An 18,822-nucleotide genomic window follows, 5' to 3' on the forward strand; every position below is an offset into this window, starting at 1 on the left:
CGGCCGAGCGCGGCCTCGACCCGCGGCGCCTGCCGGACATCGTCGAGCAGGCGCTGCTGCGCGCCTGGGCGGACGGCGTCCTCGCCGCCGACCCGCGCCTGCGCAGCACCCGCGCCGAGGACCTGGACGCGCGCGTGGCCGACTTCCAGGAGGCCGACCGGCGGCTGATCGCGGCCGCCGGGGGAGCGGTGACCGAGGCGTGCAACAAGCGCCGGCCCCGCAGCTTCGGCGGTGGCGGTGCGGCCGTCGTCATCCGGGAGGCCGAGAAGAAGACGCGGCACATGCCGGTGCGCGAACTGCTCGGCAGAGCCCGCGAAGTCGTGCAGGCCGTCAAGCCGTGCTTCATGATGAGCCCCCTGACGGTCAGTCAGTTCCTGCCGCCGGACTTCCAGTTCGACGTCGTCGTCTTCGACGAGGCCTCCCAGGTCCGCCCCAGTGACGCGGTCAACTGCATCTACCGGGGCCGTACGCTGATCGTCGCCGGTGACGACAGGCAGTTGCCGCCGACCTCCTTCTTCGACTCCTCCGTCGACGACGACTCCGACGAGTACGCCGAGGACGTCCCGGACTCCTTCGAGTCCCTGCTGCAGGCCTGCAAGGCCGGCGCCATGCGGGAACTGCCGCTGCGCTGGCACTACCGCAGCCGCCACGAGAACCTGATCACCTTCAGCAACCACGAGTTCTACGACAACTCGATGATCACCTTCCCCGGGGCCCTGGACGAGGGCAACGGCGTCGGCGTCGCCTTCCTGAAGACCGACGGCGTCTACGACCGGGGACGGCGCCGGGACAACCGCGAGGAGGCGGAGTTCGTCGCCCGCCGGGTCCTGCACCACTTCGACACCCGCCCCGGAAGGAGCCTCGGCGTCGTCGCGCTTTCCCAGGCCCAGGCCTCCGCCATCGACCAGGCCGTGCAACAGGCCCGGCTGGCCCGCCCCGACCTCGACCACTGCTTCACCGAGGACCGCCTCGACGGGTTCTTCGTCAAGAACCTGGAGTCGGTGCAGGGCGACGAGCGCGATGTGATGATCATGTCCGTGGGCTACGGCCCCGACGAACACGGCAAGGTGGGGCTCAACTTCGGCCCGATCAACAAGAGCGGAGGCTGGCGTCGCCTCAACGTGGCGGTGACCCGCGCCCGTTACCGCATGGAGGTCGTGGCCTCCTTCCGCGCCGCCGGCCTGCCGGACAGCCCCAACGACAGCGTGCAGTACCTGAAGCGCTACCTCGACTACGCCGAGAACGGCCCGTCGATCCTCGCCCGGGACGTCGTGCAGACCGACGCCGAGCCGGAGAGCCCCTTCGAGGAGTCCGTCCTCGCGGTGCTGCGCGGCTGGGGCTACCAGGTGCAGCCCCAGGTCGGTGTCGCCGGATACCGCATCGACCTGGGCGTACGCCACCCGGAGCTGCCCGGCGCCTTCGCCCTAGGAGTCGAGTGCGACGGGGCCATGTACCACTCCGCCAAGGCCGCCCGGGACCGGGACCGGCTGCGTGAACAGGTCCTGAACGGGCTCGGCTGGCGGCTGCACCGCATCTGGGGCACCGACTGGTACCGAGGCCGGCCGGCCGCCGAACTGCGGCTGCGGGAAGCGGTCGAGCAGGCCGTCGCCCAAGGTCCGCTCACCACGGCGCCGGCCACGCCGAGGGCCGCCGCGGGGGAGGGGGCGGACACCGCACCGCCCTCGGGCGGCGACGAGCACGGCCGCATCCCGCGGCAGACGAGGGTGGAGTACGAACGCGTGCCCGTGGACACCGGGACCGCACGCGAGTGGAGCGTTGCCTACCGGGCCGGCGCCGTCACGGTCGTACCACGCCATGAACTGCACACCCCGGAGGCCCGGCCCGCCCTGCGCAAGGTGCTGGCGCAGATCATCGAGACCGAGGGCCCGATCCACGAGGACCTTCTGGTCCAGCGGGCGCGCGAGGCCTGGGGCGTCGGCCGCGCCGGCAGCCGCATCCGGGACAACGTCCGGGAGGTGGCCCGCGCCCTGGTCCGCTCCGGACAGGTCCGCGCGGACGACGCCTTCTACGATGTGACGGCCCGGGACGAGGCGAAGGCGCGGCACCCTCAGGACGGCACTCCGCCCCGCAAGATCCTCCACATCGCACCGGCCGAGCGGCACCGGGCGCTGTACGAGCTGGCCGCCGAATGCCCCGGCATGTCCGAGGACGAACTGATCAAGCAGGCCTGTGAGTTCTTCGGCTGGCGCCGGACCGGCAAGGACATCCGGGACCGCCTGGCCGCGGACCTCGCGGAACTGCGCCGGCGGGGCGAGCTCCACGGCGGGCCGGACCGGGTCAGCGCCGTGCGCCGCGCCGGCTAGCGACCTCAGGAGACAGCCGGCCCGCGACCTCGCGAAAAAACAGGGCGGCGGGGTCGAAACCCCGCCGCCCCGCGCTCAGCCGGGGCTCACGGCGAAGCCGGCGGATACAGCGACCTCGGCAGCTGCGAAGCCGCGGCGGCATCCAGCAGCCACAGCGTGCGCGAGCGGCCGTACGCCCCCGCCGCCGGGGCCTGGATCTCGCCCGCGCCCGACAGGGCGATGGCCGCGGCCTCCGCTTTGTCCTCGCCGGCCGCGAGCAGCCAGACCTCGCGGGCCGAACGGATCGCGGGGAGGGTGAGGGAGATCCGGGTCGGCGGCGGCTTGGGGGCGCCGTGGACGCCGATCACCGTGCGTTCCGTCTCCCGTACCCCCGGATGCTCCGGGAAGAGCGAGGCCACGTGGGTGTCCGGGCCGACACCCAGCATCAGCACGTCGAAGGTGGGCACCGAGCCGTGGTTCTCGGGTCCGGCCGCCTTCGCCAGCTCCGCCGCGTACGCCTCCGCCGCCGCGTCGACGTCCGTACCGTACGGGCCGTCGGAGGCGGGCATGGCGTGCACGCGCTCCGGGTCCAGCGGGACGGAGCCGAGCAGGGCCTCGCGGGCCTGCGTGACATTGCGCTCGGGGTCGCCCTCGGGGAGGTAGCGCTCGTCGCCCCACCACAGGTCGAGCCGGCCCCAGTCGATGGCGTCCCGGGCGGGGGCCGCCGCCAGCGCGGCCAGCAGGCCGTTGCCGTTGCGGCCGCCCGTGAGGACCACGGACGCGGTGCCCCGGGAGGCCTGCGCGTCCACGATCTTCGTGATCAGGCGGGCCGCGGCGGCCTGCGCCATCAGTTCCTTGTCGCGGTGGACGACCAGCTGCGGAGTGCTCACTTCGCCGCCGCCTTCCTCGCAGGTGCCTTCTTCGCGGTCTTGGCCGCCGCTCTCTTGGCCGGTGCCTTGGCCGCTTCCTCTTCCGGCCGGGGCTCGGCGACCGGCTCGCCCGCAGGCTGCTGCTCCGGAACCGTGTTCAGCCGCTCCACGCCGTAGCGCAGCGCCGACGCGTAGGTGTCGTCCGGGTCGAGCCGGCGCAGCTCCTCCGCGATCAGCTCGGCGGTCTCCCGCCGCTTCAGCGCCACCGCGCGGGCCGGCTGGCCCTCGATGGCCAGCGTGGCCAGCGTGCCGTCCGCGCGGTCCAGGACGATCGAGCCGCAGGTGGTGTCCATGCGGACCGCGGTGAGACCCGGGCCGCCCGACAGCGACCGCTTCACCGGTACGTCCAGCCGGTCCGCGAGCCACATCGCCAGCAGCTCACAGCTCGGGTTGAACTCCTCGCCCTCCACCTCGACGGCCCTCACCTCGCAGGTGACCTGGTCGAGTGCCGCCGCGAGCATGGAACGCCACGGCGTGATCCTCGTCCAGGACAGGTCGGTGTCGCCGGGCGTGTACGACGCGGCGCGGGCGGACAGCTCCCGCACCGGCTGCTCGGCGGCGTAGGTGTCGGTGACCCGGCGCTGGGCGAGCGCGCCCAGCGGGTCCTTCGCCGGGTCCAGCGGGGCGTTCACCGGCCACCACACCACCACCGGCGCGTCCGGCAGCAGCAGCGGCAGCACGACCGAGTCGGCGTGGCCCGCGACCTCGCCGTACAGGCGCAGCACGGCCGTCTCGCCGGTGCCCGCGTCCGCGCCCACCCGCACCTCGGCGTCGAGACGCGAGGACGTGCGGTCGCGCGGACCGCGGGAGACCCGCTTGATGACCACCAGCGTGCGCGAGGGGTGCTCGCGCGAGGCGTCGCCCGCGGCCTTCAGCGCGTCGTAGGCGTTCTCCTCGTCGGTGACGATGACGAGGGTCAGGACCATGCCGACGGCGGGGGTGCCGATGGCGCGGCGGCCCTGCACGAACGCCTTGTTGATGTCGCCGGCGGTGGTGTCGGTCAGGTCTGTCTTCATGGCCGGCGCCAGCTCCGTCCGTCTCGTGCGAGCATCTCGTCCGCCTCGGCGGGGCCCCAGGTGCCCGACTTGTACTGCGCGGGCCTGCCGTGCCTGTCCCAGTACTCCTCGATCGGGTCGAGGATCTTCCAGGACAGCTCGACCTCCTCCGTGCGCGGGAAGAGGTTGGCGTCGCCGAGCAGCACGTCCAGGATCAGACGCTCGTACGCCTCCGGGCTGGACTCCGTGAAGGACTCGCCGTAGGCGAAGTCCATGGAGACGTCCCGGATCTCCATCGAGGTGCCCGGCACCTTCGAACCGAAGCGCACGGTCACGCCCTCGTCCGGCTGGACGCGGATGACGATCGCGTTCTGGCCCAGCTCCTCCGTCGCCGTGGTGTCGAAGGGGGAGTGCGGGGCCCGCTGGAAGACGACGGCGATCTCCGTCACCCGGCGGCCCAGGCGCTTGCCGGTGCGCAGATAGAAGGGGACGCCCGCCCAGCGGCGGTTGTCGATGCCCAACTTGATCGCCGCGTACGTGTCGGTCTTCGACTTCGGGTCGATGCCCTCCTCTTCGAGGTAGCCGATGACCTTCTCGCCGCCCTGCCAGCCGGCCGCGTACTGCCCGCGCACGGTGCTGCGGCCCAGGTCCTTGGGCAGCCGTACGGCGCCGAGCACCTTCTCCTTCTCCGCGGCCAGCGCGTCCGCGTCGAAGGAGGCGGGCTCCTCCATGGCGGTCAGCGCCATGAGCTGGAGCAGGTGGTTCTGGATGACGTCACGGGCGGCGCCGATGCCGTCGTAGTAGCCGGCGCGGCCGCCGATGCCGATGTCCTCGGCCATGGTGATCTGCACGTGGTCCACGAAGGACCGGTTCCAGATCGGCTCGAACATCGTGTTGGCGAAGCGCAGCGCCAGGATGTTCTGGACGGTCTCCTTGCCGAGGTAGTGGTCGATGCGGAACACCTGGTCCGGCTCGAACACCTCGTGCACGACCTTGTTGAGCTCCTCGGCCGACTTCAGATCGTGGCCGAACGGCTTCTCGATGACCGCGCGCCGCCAGGAACCGCCGCTCTGGTCGGCGAGGCCGTGCTTCTTCAGCTGCTGGATGACCACCGGGAAGGAGCGCGGCGGCACCGACAGGTAGAAGGCGAAGTTGCCGCTCGTGCCCTGTGCCTTGTCCAGCTCCTCGATGGTGGAGCGCAGCCGCTCGAACGCGTCGTCGTCGTCGAAGGTGCCCTGGACGAAGCGCATCCCCTGGATGAGCTGCTGCCAGACCTCCTCACGGAACGGCGTACGGGCGTGCGCCTTGACCGCGTCGTGGACCTCCTGCGCGAAGTCCTCGTTGGCCCACTCGCGGCGGGCGAAGCCCACCAGCGAGAAGCCCGGCGGCAGCAGACCCCGGTTGGCGAGGTCGTACACCGCGGGCATCAGCTTCTTGCGGGACAGGTCGCCCGTGACACCGAAGATGACCAGACCCGACGGCCCCGCGATACGCGGGAGCCGTCGGTCGGCCGGGTCACGAAGCGGGTTCGCTCCGGAACCGGTAAGGGGTGACAAGTCAGCCCTCCGAAGGGGCGAGGCGCTCGAGCTCCGCCTGGGTGGACTTCAGCAGGTCGTTCCAGGACGCCTCGAACTTCTCGACGCCCTCGTCCTCCAGCACCTGCACGACGTCGTCGTACGAGATGCCGAGGTTCTCCAGCGCGTCGAGGTCGGCACGCGCCTGCTCGTAGGTGCCGGCGACGGTGTCGCCGCTGATCTGGCCGTGGTCCTCGGTGGCCTCCAGCGTGGCCTCCGGCATGGTGTTGACCGTGTTCGGCGCGACCAGCTCGGTGACGTACAGGGTGTCCGGGTAGGCCGGGTCCTTCACGCCGGTCGACGCCCACAGCGGACGCTGCTTGTTGGCGCCCGCGTTCTCCAGCGCGCTCCAGCGGTCGGAGGAGAAGACCTCCTCGTACGCCTGGTAGGCGAGGCGCGCGTTGGCGACGGCGGCCTTGCCGCGCAGCGCCTTGGCCTCGTCGGTGCCGATGCCGTCCAGCCGCTTGTCGATCTCGGTGTCCACGCGGGACACGAAGAAGGACGCCACGGAGTGGATCAGCGAGATGTCGAGGCCGCGCTCCTTGGCCTTCTCCAGGCCCGAGAGGTAGGCGTCCATGACGGCCCGGTACCGCTCCAGGGAGAAGATCAGGGTGACGTTGACGCTGATGCCGAGGCCGATCGTCTCGGTGATCGCCGGCAGACCCGCCTTGGTGGCCGGGATCTTGATCAGGGTGTTGGGGCGGTCCACCAGCCAGGCCAGCTGCTTGGCCTCGGCGACGGTGGCCCTGGTGTTGTGCGCCAGGCGCGGGTCGACCTCGATGGAGACCCGGCCGTCCTTGCCGCCGGTGGCGTCGAAGACCGGGCGCAGGATGTCGGCGGCGTCGCGGACGTCCGCCGTGGTGATCATGCGGATGGCCTCTTCGACGGTGACCTTCCGGGCGGCCAGGTCGGCGACCTGCTGCTCGTAGCCGTCGCCGCTGCTGATCGCCTTCTGGAAGATCGTCGGGTTGGTGGTGACGCCCACGACGTGCTGCTGGTCGATCAGCTCGGCGAGGTTGCCGGACGTGATCCGCTTGCGCGACAGGTCGTCCAGCCAGATCGCGACGCCTTCGTCGGAGAGGCGCTTGAGTGCGTCTGTCATGGAATTACATCTCCTACGTGTCGTATATGAGCGTCAGCGCTGGGCGGCGGCGAGGGATTCCCGGGCCTTGGCGGCCACATTCTCGGCAGTGAAGCCGAACTCGCGGAAGAGCACCTTGCCATCGGCGGAAGCACCGAAGTGCTCCAGGGAAACGATGCGGCCGGCGTCCCCGACATAGCGGTACCAGGTCAGCCCGATGCCCGCCTCCACGGCCACACGGGCCCTGACGGACGGCGGGAGCACGGAGTCCCGGTACCCCTGGTCCTGCTCTTCGAACCACTCGACGGACGGCATCGACACGACACGCGTCGGGACGCCCTCGGCCTGGAGCTGCTCACGCGCCTCCACGGCCACGTGCACCTCGGAACCGGTGGCGATCAGGATCACCTGCGGCTCGCCGCCGTCGGCCTCGAACAGGACATAGCCGCCCTTGGCCGCGTCCTCGTTGGGCTCGTACACCGGCACGCCCTGGCGGGTGAGGGCGAGGCCGTGCGGCTGCCCCTTGCCGAACTCCTTGGTGTAGCGCCCCAGGATCTCGCGCCAGGCGATCGCGGTCTCGTTGGCGTCCGCCGGGCGGACGACGTTCAGACCGGGGATCGCGCGCAGCGAGGCCAGGTGCTCGACCGGCTGGTGGGTGGGGCCGTCCTCGCCGAGGCCGATGGAGTCGTGCGTCCACACGTACGTCACCGGCAGGTGCATCAGGGCCGACAGGCGCACCGCGTTGCGCATGTAGTCGGAGAAGACGAGGAACGTGCCGCCGTAGACACGGGTGTTGCCGTGCAGCGTGATGCCGTTCATCTCGGCGCCCATCGAGTGCTCGCGGATGCCGAAGTGGATGGTGCGGCCGTACGGCTTGGCCTCGGGCAGCGGGTTGCCCTCGGGCAGGAACGAGCTCTCCTTGTCGATGGTCGTGTTGTTCGACCCGGCGAGGTCGGCGGAGCCGCCCCACAGCTCGGGGATGACCGCGCCGAGAGCCTGCAGCACCTTGCCGGAGGCGGCACGCGTCGCGACGCCCTTGCCCGGCTCGAAGACCGGGATCTTCTCCTCCCAGCCGGCGGGCAGCTCGCCCTTGCTGATGCGGTCGAACTCGGCGGCCCGCTCGGGGTTGTCGTCGCGCCACTGCTGCAGGGACTTCTCCCACTCGGCCTTCGCCTGGGCGCCGCGCTCCAGGGCCTTGCGGGTGTGGGTGATCACCTCGTCCTCGACGGCGAAGGACCGCTCCGGGTCGAAGCCGAGGACGCGCTTGGTGGCCGCGACCTCTTCGGCTCCCAGCGCCGAGCCGTGCGCGGCCTCGGTGTTCTGGGCGTTGGGGGCCGGCCAGGCGATGATCGAGCGCATCGCGATGAAGGACGGCTTGTCCGTGACGGCCTTGGCCTTCTGGACGGCGTCGTAGACGGCGGCCGGGTCCAGGTCGCCGTTGGCCTGGGCCTCCACGCGCTGCACATGCCAGCCGTAGGCCTCGTACCGCTTGACGGTGTCCTCGGACACGGCCGTCTCGGTGTCGCCCTCGATCGAGATGTGGTTGTCGTCCCACAGCAGGATCAGGTTGCCGAGCTTCTGGTGGCCGGCCAGCGAGGAGGCCTCGGCGGAGATGCCCTCCTGGAGGCAGCCGTCACCGGCGATGCAGTAGATGAAGTGGTCGAAGGGCGACTCGCCCTGCGGGGCCTCGGGGTCGAACAGACCGCGCTCGTAGCGGGCGGCCATCGCCATGCCCACCGCGTTGGCGACACCCTGGCCGAGCGGACCCGTGGTGGTCTCGACGCCCTTGGTGTGCCCGTACTCCGGGTGGCCCGGGGTCTTCGAACCCCAGGTGCGGAAGGACTCCAGGTCCTGAAGCTCCAGGCCGAAGCCGGCCAGGTAGAGCTGTGTGTAGAGGGTCAGGGAGGAGTGGCCGGCGGACAGCACGAAGCGGTCGCGCCCGACCCACTCCGGGTCGGCCGGGTCGTGCCGCATCACCTTCTGGAAGAGGGTGTAGGCGGCCGGGGCCAGGCTCATCGCCGTACCGGGATGGCCGTTGCCGACCTTCTGTACGGCGTCGGCGGCCAGGACACGGGCGGTGTCCACGGCCCGCTGGTCCAGCTCGGTCCACTCAAGGTCTGTGGTGGTCGGCTTGGTGCTCACCCTGGGTCAGGGCTCCTCTCCACATGTCGGTCGCCGGTCTTCGGGGCATGCCCCCACCCGGCCGCCGGCGCGCTTGCCGCCCGCCGGCCGCTGACGAGCCTACCCTCGCGAGGACGTGCATTTTTTCGAGTGTTTCCAGACTGCCGGGACTCTGTCGGATCCGCCTCCCGACTGGCCGAGAAGCCATGTGGCACATGAATACGGACGCTGACATCTGAGCGCTCAATCGAGGGGTGGGTCCCCTCTTATGGGGCGTGCGCCAACACGACCCCACCCCCGCGAAGGCCGGGGTATGGGCAACGTCTAAAGTGGCGTGGTACGCGCGAGCCTTTACCGGGACTTCACACGGGGAGGCTTGCTGGGATGTCTCTGTCAGGGGTGTGCGTGACGGCCGTCGAATCCCGTCCAGCGGGCTTGCTCGGTGGTGCGAGCCAGGGCCCGGTTCACCGGCCGTTCGGGGCCCGTGTCAAGGCGTTCGTGGCGCTGACCAAGCCGCGGATCATCGAGCTGCTGCTCATCACCACCGTTCCGGTGATGTTCCTGGCGCAGCAGGGCGTGCCCGACCTCGGGCTGGTCCTGCTGACCTGCGTCGGCGGCTACCTCTCGGCGGGCGGCGCCAACGCGCTGAACATGTACATCGACCGGGACATCGACGCCCTGATGGACCGCACCTCGCAGCGGCCGCTGGTGACCGGCATGGTCAGCCCGCGCGAGTGCCTCGCCTTCGGCATCACCCTCGCGGTCGTCTCGACGCTCCTGTTCGGCTTCACCGTCAACTGGCTGTCCGCCTGGCTCTCCCTCGGGGCACTCCTCTTCTACGTCGTCGTCTACACGATGATCCTCAAGCGGCGTACGGCGCAGAACATCGTGTGGGGCGGCATCGCGGGCTGCATGCCCGTGCTCATCGGCTGGTCGGCCGTGACGGACTCGCTCTCCTGGGCGCCCGTCATCCTGTTCATGGTGATCTTCTTCTGGACCCCGCCGCACTACTGGCCGCTGTCCATGAAGGTCAAGGACGACTACGCGCGCGTGGGCGTGCCGATGCTGCCGGTCATCGCGTCCAACAAGGTCGTCGCCAAGCAGATCGTCATCTACAGCTGGGTGATGGTCGCCGTGTCCCTGCTCCTCACCCCGCTCGGCTACACCGGCTGGTTCTACACGGCCGTCGCGCTGGCCGCCGGCGGATGGTGGCTGTGGGAGGCGCACGCGCTGCAGAACCGGGCCAGGGCCGAGGTCACGGGCGTGAAGCTGAAGGAGATGCGGCTGTTCCACTGGTCGATCACCTATGTGTCGCTGCTGTTCGTGGCGATCGCGGTGGACCCGTTCCTGCGCTGACAGAGGGCGGGCGTACGTCACAGAGACCTGCTCTCGCCAGCTGATCTACCCGCGAGTAGCATCCTGGCCATGGCAGACACGCAGCAGGTTGACGCGAGGGCCGAGCGCAAGGCCGCGAAGCTCGCCCGGGAGATCAGCGCCTTCTCCAAGGCGCACGGCGGCGCCGAGGGCCAGGTGGCCTACATCGGCGAGCGCGGCGCCCGCATCGTCCTCGTGGGCGAGGACGGCGGCTGGGGCGACCTCGTCGCACCCACGTACGCCATCGCCGAGCAGGCGGTGGAGAAGGCCGGCATCACGCGCCACGAGTCCTTCGACGGCGAGTTCGCGGCGAAGGTGAAGACGGGTTCGTACGAATGGAAGCGCATGGCCGGCATCCAGATCGGCGGTTGACCGGCGCGCCCGGAGGGGCGCGGGGCCGTATCGATATGCGGCTCCGCCGCGATGGGGGTCCCCCCGGGTTCCAGCGAAGCCGAGAATTTGGGGGAGCGACCGGCCACGTACGGTCCGAAGTCGCCAAATAACCCGCAGCCCCGAGCTCATCCGCGACCTCGAACCGTGTTCACCCGTTAGGCCGTGCGGGCCAGCGCAGCGCCCACGCGTCTGACGGGGAGTCCGGATGATCGAAACGCCGTCCCTCGTGGACCAGTACTGCCACGGAGTGCTCCGCACGGAATTGGGCCTCGGCACCTTCGAGGCCCAACTCGCCCGCACCGAGGGCCCACCCGCACCGGGCACCACCCTCTTCGACACCCAGACGGGATTCGCCGTACGGCGCTGGTGCCCGCCCCTGCTCGGCCTGGAGCCGCACTGCCCGCCCGCCCGCTATCTGGCCCGGCGCCGGGAACTGGGCGTCCTGGAGACGGGCCGCAGGCTGCTGCGCGGCAGCGGCATCACCGCCTACCTCGTCGACACCGGCCTGCCCGGCGACCTCACCGGCCCCGCCGAGCTGGCCTCCGCCGGTTCCGCCCAGGCCCACGAGATCATCCGGCTCGAGCAGCTCGCGGAGCAGGTCGCCGACACCTCCGGCACCGTCGAGTCCTTCCTCGCCAACCTCGCCGAGTCGGTGCACGGCGCCGCCGCGAACGCGGTCGCCTTCACCTCCGTCGCGGGGCTGGGGCACGGCCTGGCGCTCGCGCCCGAGCCGCCGGGGCCGGGGGAGGTGCGGGGCGCGGCGGGCCGCTGGCTGGCCGGGCGGCGGGTCGGCGGGCCGCTCACCGACCCCGTGCTGCTCCGGCACCTGCTGTGGATCGCCGTGGCCTCCGGCCGCCCGCTCCAGCTGCACGCCGGGCTCGGCGAGCCGAGCTCCCGCATCGACCGTACGGACCCCGTGCTGCTCACCGACTTCGTGCGGGCCACGGCCGGCCTCGGCACGGACCTGATCCTGCTGCACGGCTACCCGTACCACCGGCACGCCGCCCATCTGGCCGGGGTCTTCCCGCACGTCTACACCGACTCCGGCGCCGCACTCGTGCGCACCGGAGCCCGCGCGGCCACCGTGCTCGCCGAGATCCTGGAGCTGGCCCCGTTCGGCAAGATCCTCTTCTCCACGGGCGCGCACGGCCTGCCCGAGTTGCACGTCGTGGGCGCCCGGCTGTTCCGCGAGGCCCTGGGCCGGGTCCTGGGCACCTGGGTCGCCGAGGGCGCCTGGTGTCTGGAGGACGCTCAGCGGGTGGCCCGGATGGTCGCGGCGGACAACGCGCGCCGGGTGTACGGGCTGGAGTGAGCTGTCCAGACTGGGCGGATGCCGACCACATCGCTGCTCGACCGGTTCCTCGACGGACTCACGCCGCTACGGCCCCGCGCGGTATGGGCCCACGGCTCGCTGGCCGGCGGTGACTATCAGGAAGGCCGCAGCGACCTGGACCTGATCGCCGTACTGCCGGGCCCGGTGCGCCTCGGGAGCGTACGGCGGGTGGTGGCCCTGCACCGGCGGCTGCGGGCCGAACCCCTCGCCCCGAAACTCCACTGCAGCTATGTCACCCCGGCCACCCTGGGCGACCCGGACCGCTCGCACCTCACCTGGGCCCACGGACGCGTGCTGCGCCGCCCGGTCACCCCCGTCACCCGGCGCGAGCTGCACGACTTCGGGCGGGTGCTGTACGGCGGATCCCCGGCCGGACTGCTCCCGCCGGTGCCGGAGCGGCAGCTGCACGACTTCGCCGTACGGGACCAGCGGGACCACTGGCGCCCGGCGGTGGACAAGGCTCGGCTGTGGCGGCAGGACGTGTGGGTGGACCTGGGCCTGCTCACCTTCGCCCGGGCCACCGTGACCCTGCGCGACGGGCGGCTGGTCTCCAAGCGGGAGGCGCTCGCCGAACTCCCGGCGCTCGGCGCTCCTGTCGAGGTCGTCGAGGACATCGCCCATCGGCGCTACGACGACGACCCCGCCCCGGCGGCCCAGGACTGGCGCGACCGCCGCGCCGAGCTGACCCGCGCCTACCTCGGCCCGGCGATCGACGCGCTGGTCACCGCCTACGGGTGACTCACGCGCGCGTGCCCACCGTCGCCTCGGCCGAGGGGCCGGGCAGGTCCAGGGCGGCCTCCGGGCGTTCGCGCAGGGCCAGCAGGACGCGCAGGACGCCGATCCACACCAGGCACGAGCCGAGCATGTGCAGGCCCACCAGCAGCTCGGGCAGGTGGGTGAAGTACTGCACGTAACCGATCACACCCTGGCCGAGCAGGATCAGGAACAGATCGCGGGTGCGGGCGAGCGGCCCCTTCGGCGCGTCCACCGCCTTCAGCACGAACCACAGCGCGAACGTCAGCGTCACCACGATCCAGGCGAGCACCGCGTGCAGCTTGGCCACGGTCTCCCAGTCGATGGGGATTCGCTTGACGTCGCTGGAGTCACCCGCGTGCGGCCCGGCCCCGGTCACCACCGTGCCGACCGCGATGAGCAGCAGGGACGCCGCCACCAGGAACCACACCAGCTGTTCCACGGCCTTGCCGGTCAGCGGCCGGGGCGCGCCGTCGCCCTCGCGGGTGCGCTGCCACATCACCGCGGCGACGGTGGTCAGGGCCGTCGCCAGCAGGAAGTGGGCCGCGACGGTGTACGGGTTGAGGCCCACGAGCACCACGATGCCGCCGAGGATCGCGTTGCTCATCACCAGCCAGAACTGCGCCCAGCCCAGCCGGGTCAGGCTGCGCCGGTACGGCTTCTCGGAGCGGGCGGCGATGATCGCCCAGCCGACCGCGGCGCACAGCACGTACGTCAGCATGCGATTGCCGAACTCGATCGCGCTGTGGTAGCTCAGCGCGGTCGTCGGCGTGAGGGAGCCGTCGGTGCACTCGGGCCAGGTCGGGCAGCCGAGGCCGGAGCCGGTCAGGCGGACGGCGCCGCCGGTGACGACGATGACCACCGACATCACGAGCGCGGCGAGGGCCGCCCGCCGGACCGTCCGGGGGGAGGGGGTCCAGCGTTCGGCGATGAAGGCGAGCGGGTTGCGCACGGCCGCTGCGGCGTCGGCGGGGTTCAGCTTGGGCACGCCCACCATCGTAGGCCGCCGCTTGTGCATGCTTTCACGAGGGTCCACCGTGACCGCTCACTCCCAGCGGAAGAACGTGCCCGCCGCGGCCAGCCCGACGACCGCCCACCCCGCGAGGATCCCCAGGTCGCCCCACGGCATCCCGGCGCCGTGCTGGAGCACGTCCCGCAGGCCGCCGGAGAGCGCGGAGATGGGCAGCAGTCCGAGCACGTGCTGTGCGGCCGGGCCGAACTTCTCCAGCGGCACGATGACCCCGCCGCCGACCAGCAGGAGCAGGAAGACCAGGTTGGCGGCGGCCAGGGTCGCCTCCGCCTTCAGCGTGCCCGCCATCAGCAGGCCGAGGCCGGAGAAGGCGGCCGTACCCAGGATCAGCAGGAGCAGGACGGCGGCCACGCTCGTAAATGTTCCGGCGCCGTGCGGGTTCCAGCCCAGCGCGAAGGCGATCACCGTCAGCAGGATCACCTGAAGGACCTCGGTGACCAGCACGGACGCGGTCTTCGCGGTCATCAGGCCCCAGCGGGGCAGCGGCGAGGAGGCGAGCCGCTTGAGCACGCCGTAGCGGCGCTCGAAGCCGGTCGCGATGGCCTGACCGGTGAACGCCGTCGACATCACGGCCAGCGCCAGGATGCCCGGGGCGAGGAAGTCGACCGCCCTGCCCTTGCCGGTGTCCACGATGCCCACCGAGCTGAAGAGCACCAGCAGCAGGGTCGGGATGACCACGGTCAGCAGCAGCTGCTCGCCGTTGCGCAGCAGCATCCTCGTCTCCAGCGCCGCCTGCGCCGCGATCATGCGAGGGAGGGGCGCCGCGCCCGGCTTGGGGGTGTATGTACCGGTTGCAGTCGTCACGAGCGCAGCTCCTTGCCCGTCAGCTCCAGGAAGACGTCCTCCAGCGTGTGCCGCTCCACGGAGATCCTCTCCGGCATCACTCCGTGCTGGGCGCACCAGGAGGTCACGGTGGCCAGCAGCTGCGGGTCGACCTTGCCGACGACCCGGTAGGCACCCGGGGTGAGCTCGGCGGCCGTGCAGTCGGCCGGGAGGGCCTTCAGCAGGGAGCCCACGTCGAGTCCGGGGCGGCCGGTGAAGCGCAGGGTGTTCTCGGCGCCGCCCTTGCACAGCTCCTCCGGGGAACCCTGGGCGATGACCCGGCCGCCGTCGATGACCGCCACGTCGTCGGCGAGCTGCTCGGCCTCCTCCATGTAGTGGGTGGTGAGGATCACCGAGACCCCGTCGGCGCGCAGGTCCTTCACCAGGTCCCAGGTGGCCCGGCGGGCCTGCGGGTCCAGGCCGGCCGTCGGCTCGTCCAGGAACACCAGCTCCGGGCGCCCGACGACGGCCATGGCGAGCGCGAGGCGCTGCTGCTGGCCGCCGGACAGCCGCCGGTAGCCGGTCCGGCCGCAGCTGCCCAGGCCCAGCCGCTCGATCAGGGCGTCCACGTCCAGCGGGTGCGCGTGCAGCTTCGCGACGTGTCTGAGCATCTCGTCGGCCCGGGCGCCGGAGTACACGCCGCCGGACTGGAGCATCACACCGATACGGGGACGCAGCTCGGCGGACTGGCGTACGGGGTCGAGGCCCAGGACGCGCACCGTGCCGGAATCCGGCTTCCGGTACCCCTCGCAGGTCTCGACCGTCGTCGTCTTCCCCGCCCCGTTGGGACCGAGTACGGCGGTCACGCCCGCTTCGGCCACCAGGTCGAGGCCGTCCACCGCGGTCTTCGTGCCGTACCGCTTCACCAGGGCCTGGACCTGGACCACGGGCTCACTTCGCATGGTCCCAGAGTCTAGGGAGACCGCTTGCCGTCCGGACCGGCGGGTAGGCGCACTCACTCTTCCCGGGGCCGGTGCACCGGGAGCCACCCCTCGGCGTAGGCCACCGCGTCCGCCACCGGGAACAGCCGGGCGTCCGCCGCGCCCACCTTCCCGCGCACGACGGTCCGGTCCCGCTCGAAGTCGTGCCCCAGCTCGTCGAACCGGTCGGAGTCGATCGACACCTCGACCACCGTCTCCCAGCCACCCCCGGGAGCGGGCCGCCCGACCTCGACCAGCGGGGCGGGTATCCGGTACTCGGCCAGGTGGAAGGCGGTGCAGGAGTCGTAGCCCGCGCCGAGCAGCAGGACCCGGGCGCCCAGCTTCTCCAGCCGGGCCAGCGGGCTCCGCTCGCCGAGCCGGCAGTCGGGGGCGTGGCCGTCGGTGATCTCCCGCGCGCGGGGGCCGAGGGCCGCGAACGAGGTGTGCGGGTGCGCGCTGCGCAGGGCGCCCGGCCAGGTCCGTACGGTCTCGGGGATCACGCCGACCCCGCGCGTGGGGGTGATCAGCGGGTCGTACGGCGGCATGGTCGCCCGGATCCGGTCCCACCACTCCCGGGGCACGGGCGGTCTGCTCCACAGCGCGGGGTCCGACAGGTCGGCCGACTGGGCGGGGACGACGAGCGTGCCCGAGGGGCCGAGGGCGTCGAGCAGTGCCTGGACGACCGCGACGGTTCCGCCGTTCACCCAGCCGAGAGAGCTGAGCGAGGAGTGGACGAGCAGGGTTTCACCGGTCTCGACACCCAGAAGGCGTAGCTGTGCGGCGAGGATGTCGCGGGTGACAAGAGGGCCGGTCGGAGGGGGTGTCGGCATGGTTCGCGAGTCTTCCGGACGGACCCGCCCGCCGCCACCGAATTGCCTGCTCAGGGCCTCGTCGGATGATCGATCAAAGATCGTTTCCGCAGGTCGGATTAGGTATGCCTAAGTGACGCAGGGCACCGCTCGATGATCCGGACGGCGCTTGTCAGGCTCCGCGGAATTACGCAACAATGGCGTTGTGAAAAACGTCGGCGAGGCTCGGGAGACCCCCCTGGGGGCCCCGCAGGAGGAACTCGCGACCGGTGAGCGCTCCACGCGCAACCGCGTCGCGCGCTCCATCCTGGATCACGGCCCGTCCACCGTCGCCGAACTCGCCGGCCGGCTGGGACTGACCCAGGCGGCCGTCCGGCGCCACCTGGACGCACTGGTCGCCGACGACGTCGTGGAGGCCCGCGAACAGCGCGTGTACGGCACGCGCACGCGCGGCCGCCCCGCCAAGGTCTTCGCGCTGACCGACTGCGGCCGGGACGCCTTCGACCAGTCGTACGACAAGCTCGCCGCGGACGCGCTCCGCTGGATCGCCGAGCAGGGCGGGGGCCCCGAGGCGGTCGCGGCCTTCGCCCGTGCCCGGATCGCCGCCCAGGCGAGCGCGTACCGCAAGGCGATCGAGGCGGTCACGCCGGACAAGCGCGCCGAAGCCCTGGCCAAGGCCTTGAGCGTGGACGGGTACGCTGCTACGGCACGCAGCGCACCGGTCGGCGAGCAGCTGTGCCAGCACCACTGCCCGGTCGCTCATGTCGCGGAGCAGTTCCCGCAGCTGTGCGAGGCGGAGACGGAGATCTTCGCCGAGCTGCTGGGTACCCACGTCCAGCGACTGGCGACCATCGCGCACGGCGACGGCGTCTGCACGACGTTCATCCCCAAGACATCCACTGACGCACCTGCAAGCACGGCCGGGAGGAACCCCGCATGACTCTCCCCACGGAGACTGCCCACCCCGAACTCGAGGGCCTGGGCAAGTACGAATACGGCTGGGCCGACTCCGACGTGGCCGGTGCCTCCGCCAGGCGCGGCCTGAACGAGGAGGTCGTCCGCGACATCTCCGGCAAGAAGTCGGAGCCGGAGTGGATGACCAAGCTGCGCCTGAAGGGCCTGAAGCTCTTCGAGAAGAAGCCGATGCCGAACTGGGGCTCCGACCTCTCGGGCATCGACTTCGACAACATCAAGTACTTCGTGCGCTCCACGGAGAAGCAGGCGGAGTCCTGGGAGGACCTGCCCGAGGACATCAAGAACACCTACGACAAGCTGGGCATCCCGGAGGCCGAGAAGCAGCGCCTGGTCGCCGGCGTCGCCGCCCAGTACGAGTCGGAGGTCGTCTACCACCAGATCCGCGAGGACCTGGAGGAGCAGGGCGTCATCTTCCTCGACACCGACACCGCCCTGAAGGAGCACCCGGAGCTCTTCAAGGAGTACTTCGGCACCGTCATCCCCGCCGGTGACAACAAGTTCGCCGCGCTGAACACCGCTGTGTGGTCCGGCGGCTCCTTCATCTACGTCCCGAAGGGCGTGCACGTCGAGATCCCGCTCCAGGCCTACTTCCGCATCAACACGGAGAACATGGGCCAGTTCGAGCGGACCCTGATCATCGTCGACGAGGGTGCCTACGTGCACTACGTCGAGGGTTGTACGGCCCCGATCTACAAGTCGGACTCGCTGCACTCCGCGGTCGTCGAGATCATCGTCAAGAAGAACGCCCGCTGCCGCTACACGACCATCCAGAACTGGTCGAACAACGTCTACAACCTGGTCACCAAGCGCGCCGTGGCCTACGAGGGCGCGACCATGGAGTGGATCGACGGCAACATCGGCTCCAAGGTGACGATGAAGTACCCGGCCGTCTACCTGATGGGCGAGCACGCCAAGGGCGAGACCCTCTCCATCGCCTTCGCGGGCGAGGGCCAGCACCAGGACGCCGGTTCGAAGATGGTCCACATGGCCCCGAACACCTCGTCCAACATCGTCTCCAAGTCGGTGGCCCGCGGTGGCGGCCGTACCTCGTACCGCGGCCTGGTCGAGATCGGCGAGGGTGCCGCCGGGTCGAAGTCCAACGTGCTGTGCGACGCGCTGCTGGTCGACACCATCTCCCGCTCCGACACGTACCCCTACGTCGACGTCCGCGAGGACGACGTGTCCATGGGCCACGAGGCGACCGTCTCCAAGGTCTCCGAGGACCAGCTCTTCTACCTGATGAGCCGCGGTCTGACCGAGTTCGAGGCGATGGCGATGATCGTGCGCGGCTTCGTCGAGCCGATCGCCAAGGAGCTGCCCATGGAGTACGCCCTTGAGCTCAACCGGCTGATCGAGCTGCAGATGGAAGGCGCGGTCGGCTAAAGGCCCGCCCCATCGGTCAGCACACGA

Annotated in this window: 16 protein-coding genes; 7 read left to right on the forward strand and 9 right to left on the reverse strand. The window is 71.1% G+C overall.

The window, feature by feature from the left end; all coding sequences use genetic code 11:
• Positions 1-2,324, forward strand: a 2,324-nt coding sequence (locus tag ABT288_RS10725; protein WP_351604928.1) for a DUF3320 domain-containing protein, incomplete at its 5' end; no start/stop codon positions are given.
• Positions 2,325-2,410: 86 nt separating this feature from the next.
• Here the strand turns inward: ABT288_RS10725 and pgl are convergent.
• The 5 genes from pgl to tkt are packed head-to-tail and all read right to left on the reverse strand — an operon-like array spanning position 2,411 to position 9,024.
• Positions 2,411-3,193 (reverse strand): 6-phosphogluconolactonase, encoded by a 783-nt coding sequence (gene pgl / locus ABT288_RS10730; RefSeq protein WP_351604931.1) that lies wholly within the window; start codon positions 3,191-3,193, stop codon positions 2,411-2,413.
• Positions 3,190-4,248 carry a glucose-6-phosphate dehydrogenase assembly protein OpcA gene (gene opcA, locus ABT288_RS10735; RefSeq protein WP_351604934.1) on the reverse strand — a complete coding sequence of 353 codons (1,059 nt, stop codon included), beginning with the start codon at positions 4,246-4,248 and terminating at the stop codon, positions 3,190-3,192. The genes pgl and opcA overlap by 4 nt, the downstream gene beginning before the upstream one ends.
• Entirely contained in the window at positions 4,245-5,783 is a 1,539-nt protein-coding gene (gene zwf / locus ABT288_RS10740; protein WP_351604937.1) for a glucose-6-phosphate dehydrogenase, read from the reverse strand. Before zwf ends, opcA begins: the two co-directional genes overlap by 4 nt.
• A gap of 1 nt (position 5,784) precedes the next feature.
• A complete protein-coding gene (tal, locus tag ABT288_RS10745) occupies positions 5,785-6,903 on the reverse strand; it encodes a transaldolase (RefSeq protein ID WP_351604940.1) in 1,119 nt (372 codons plus the stop codon).
• A gap of 33 nt (positions 6,904-6,936) precedes the next feature.
• Positions 6,937-9,024, reverse strand: a complete 2,088-nt coding sequence (gene tkt / locus ABT288_RS10750; protein WP_351604942.1) for a transketolase — start codon at positions 9,022-9,024, stop codon at positions 6,937-6,939.
• Positions 9,025-9,387: 363 nt separating this feature from the next.
• On the opposite strand from tkt, the gene ABT288_RS10755 reads away from it, so the two are divergent.
• The 4 genes from ABT288_RS10755 (at position 9,388) to ABT288_RS10770 (ending at position 12,841) form a co-directional block, all read left to right on the forward strand.
• Positions 9,388-10,359, forward strand: coding sequence for a heme o synthase (locus ABT288_RS10755; RefSeq protein WP_351604945.1), 972 nt, complete (start codon positions 9,388-9,390; stop codon positions 10,357-10,359).
• 69 nt (positions 10,360-10,428) lie between these two features.
• On the forward strand, positions 10,429-10,749 hold the full coding sequence (locus tag ABT288_RS10760) for a hypothetical protein (RefSeq protein ID WP_351604948.1): 321 nt from the start codon (positions 10,429-10,431) through the stop codon (positions 10,747-10,749).
• 226 nt (positions 10,750-10,975) lie between these two features.
• Entirely contained in the window at positions 10,976-12,082 is a 1,107-nt protein-coding gene (locus ABT288_RS10765) for an amidohydrolase family protein (protein WP_351604951.1), read from the forward strand.
• An 18-nt stretch (positions 12,083-12,100) separates the two neighbouring features.
• Complete coding sequence (locus ABT288_RS10770) at positions 12,101-12,841, forward strand: DUF4111 domain-containing protein (protein WP_351604953.1); 741 nt, start codon at positions 12,101-12,103, stop codon at positions 12,839-12,841.
• A 1-nt stretch (position 12,842) separates the two neighbouring features.
• Here ABT288_RS10770 and ABT288_RS10775 read toward each other — a convergent pair whose 3' ends face one another.
• Genes ABT288_RS10775 through ABT288_RS10790 form a run of 4 tightly spaced genes read right to left on the reverse strand, consistent with a single transcriptional unit; the run spans position 12,843 to position 16,458 of the window.
• Positions 12,843-13,853, reverse strand: coding sequence for a COX15/CtaA family protein (locus tag ABT288_RS10775; RefSeq protein WP_351605192.1), 1,011 nt, complete (start codon positions 13,851-13,853; stop codon positions 12,843-12,845).
• Between the two features lie 48 nt (positions 13,854-13,901).
• Positions 13,902-14,633 (reverse strand): ABC transporter permease, encoded by a 732-nt coding sequence (locus ABT288_RS10780; protein ID WP_351605195.1) that lies wholly within the window; start codon positions 14,631-14,633, stop codon positions 13,902-13,904.
• 53 nt (positions 14,634-14,686) lie between these two features.
• On the reverse strand, positions 14,687-15,610 hold the full coding sequence (locus tag ABT288_RS10785) for an ABC transporter ATP-binding protein (RefSeq protein WP_351604955.1): 924 nt from the start codon (positions 15,608-15,610) through the stop codon (positions 14,687-14,689).
• Between the two features lie 53 nt (positions 15,611-15,663).
• Positions 15,664-16,458: an AAC(3) family N-acetyltransferase gene (locus tag ABT288_RS10790; RefSeq protein WP_351604957.1), complete on the reverse strand. Its 795-nt coding sequence runs from the start codon at positions 16,456-16,458 to the stop codon at positions 15,664-15,666.
• Between the two features lie 184 nt (positions 16,459-16,642).
• On the opposite strand from ABT288_RS10790, the gene ABT288_RS10795 reads away from it, so the two are divergent.
• Together ABT288_RS10795 and sufB are read left to right on the forward strand one after the other, a co-directional pair.
• On the forward strand, positions 16,643-17,377 hold the full coding sequence (locus ABT288_RS10795) for a helix-turn-helix transcriptional regulator (protein WP_351604960.1): 735 nt from the start codon (positions 16,643-16,645) through the stop codon (positions 17,375-17,377).
• Positions 17,374-18,795 (forward strand): Fe-S cluster assembly protein SufB, encoded by a 1,422-nt coding sequence (sufB, locus tag ABT288_RS10800; RefSeq protein ID WP_069781546.1) that lies wholly within the window; start codon positions 17,374-17,376, stop codon positions 18,793-18,795. The genes ABT288_RS10795 and sufB overlap by 4 nt, the downstream gene beginning before the upstream one ends.
• The last annotated feature ends 27 nt before the right edge of the window (positions 18,796-18,822 follow it).

Source organism: Streptomyces sp. NPDC001093, from assembly GCF_040298985.1.
In the GTDB taxonomy this organism is placed as follows: Bacteria; Actinomycetota; Actinomycetes; order Streptomycetales; family Streptomycetaceae; genus Streptomyces.

Bases quoted from the DNA above. Each gene is read 5' to 3' on its own strand.
- ABT288_RS10780 (WP_351605195.1), bottom strand. From the start codon at position 14,633: ATGATCGCGGCGCAGGCGGCGCTGGAGACGAGGATGCTGCTGCGCAAC.
- ABT288_RS10775 (WP_351605192.1), bottom strand. From the start codon at position 13,853: ATGGTGGGCGTGCCCAAGCTGAACCCCGCCGACGCCGCAGCGGCCGTG.
- ABT288_RS10785 (WP_351604955.1), bottom strand. From the start codon at position 15,610: ATGCGAAGTGAGCCCGTGGTCCAGGTCCAGGCCCTGGTGAAGCGGTAC.
- ABT288_RS10770 (WP_351604953.1), top strand. From the start codon at position 12,101: ATGCCGACCACATCGCTGCTCGACCGGTTCCTCGACGGACTCACGCCG.
- sufB (WP_069781546.1), top strand. From the start codon at position 17,374: ATGACTCTCCCCACGGAGACTGCCCACCCCGAACTCGAGGGCCTGGGC.
- ABT288_RS10765 (WP_351604951.1), top strand. From the start codon at position 10,976: ATGATCGAAACGCCGTCCCTCGTGGACCAGTACTGCCACGGAGTGCTC.
- ABT288_RS10760 (WP_351604948.1), top strand. From the start codon at position 10,429: ATGGCAGACACGCAGCAGGTTGACGCGAGGGCCGAGCGCAAGGCCGCG.
- tal (WP_351604940.1), bottom strand. From the start codon at position 6,903: ATGACAGACGCACTCAAGCGCCTCTCCGACGAAGGCGTCGCGATCTGG.
- opcA (WP_351604934.1), bottom strand. From the start codon at position 4,248: ATGAAGACAGACCTGACCGACACCACCGCCGGCGACATCAACAAGGCG.
- ABT288_RS10790 (WP_351604957.1), bottom strand. From the start codon at position 16,458: ATGCCGACACCCCCTCCGACCGGCCCTCTTGTCACCCGCGACATCCTC.
- ABT288_RS10755 (WP_351604945.1), top strand. From the start codon at position 9,388: ATGTCTCTGTCAGGGGTGTGCGTGACGGCCGTCGAATCCCGTCCAGCG.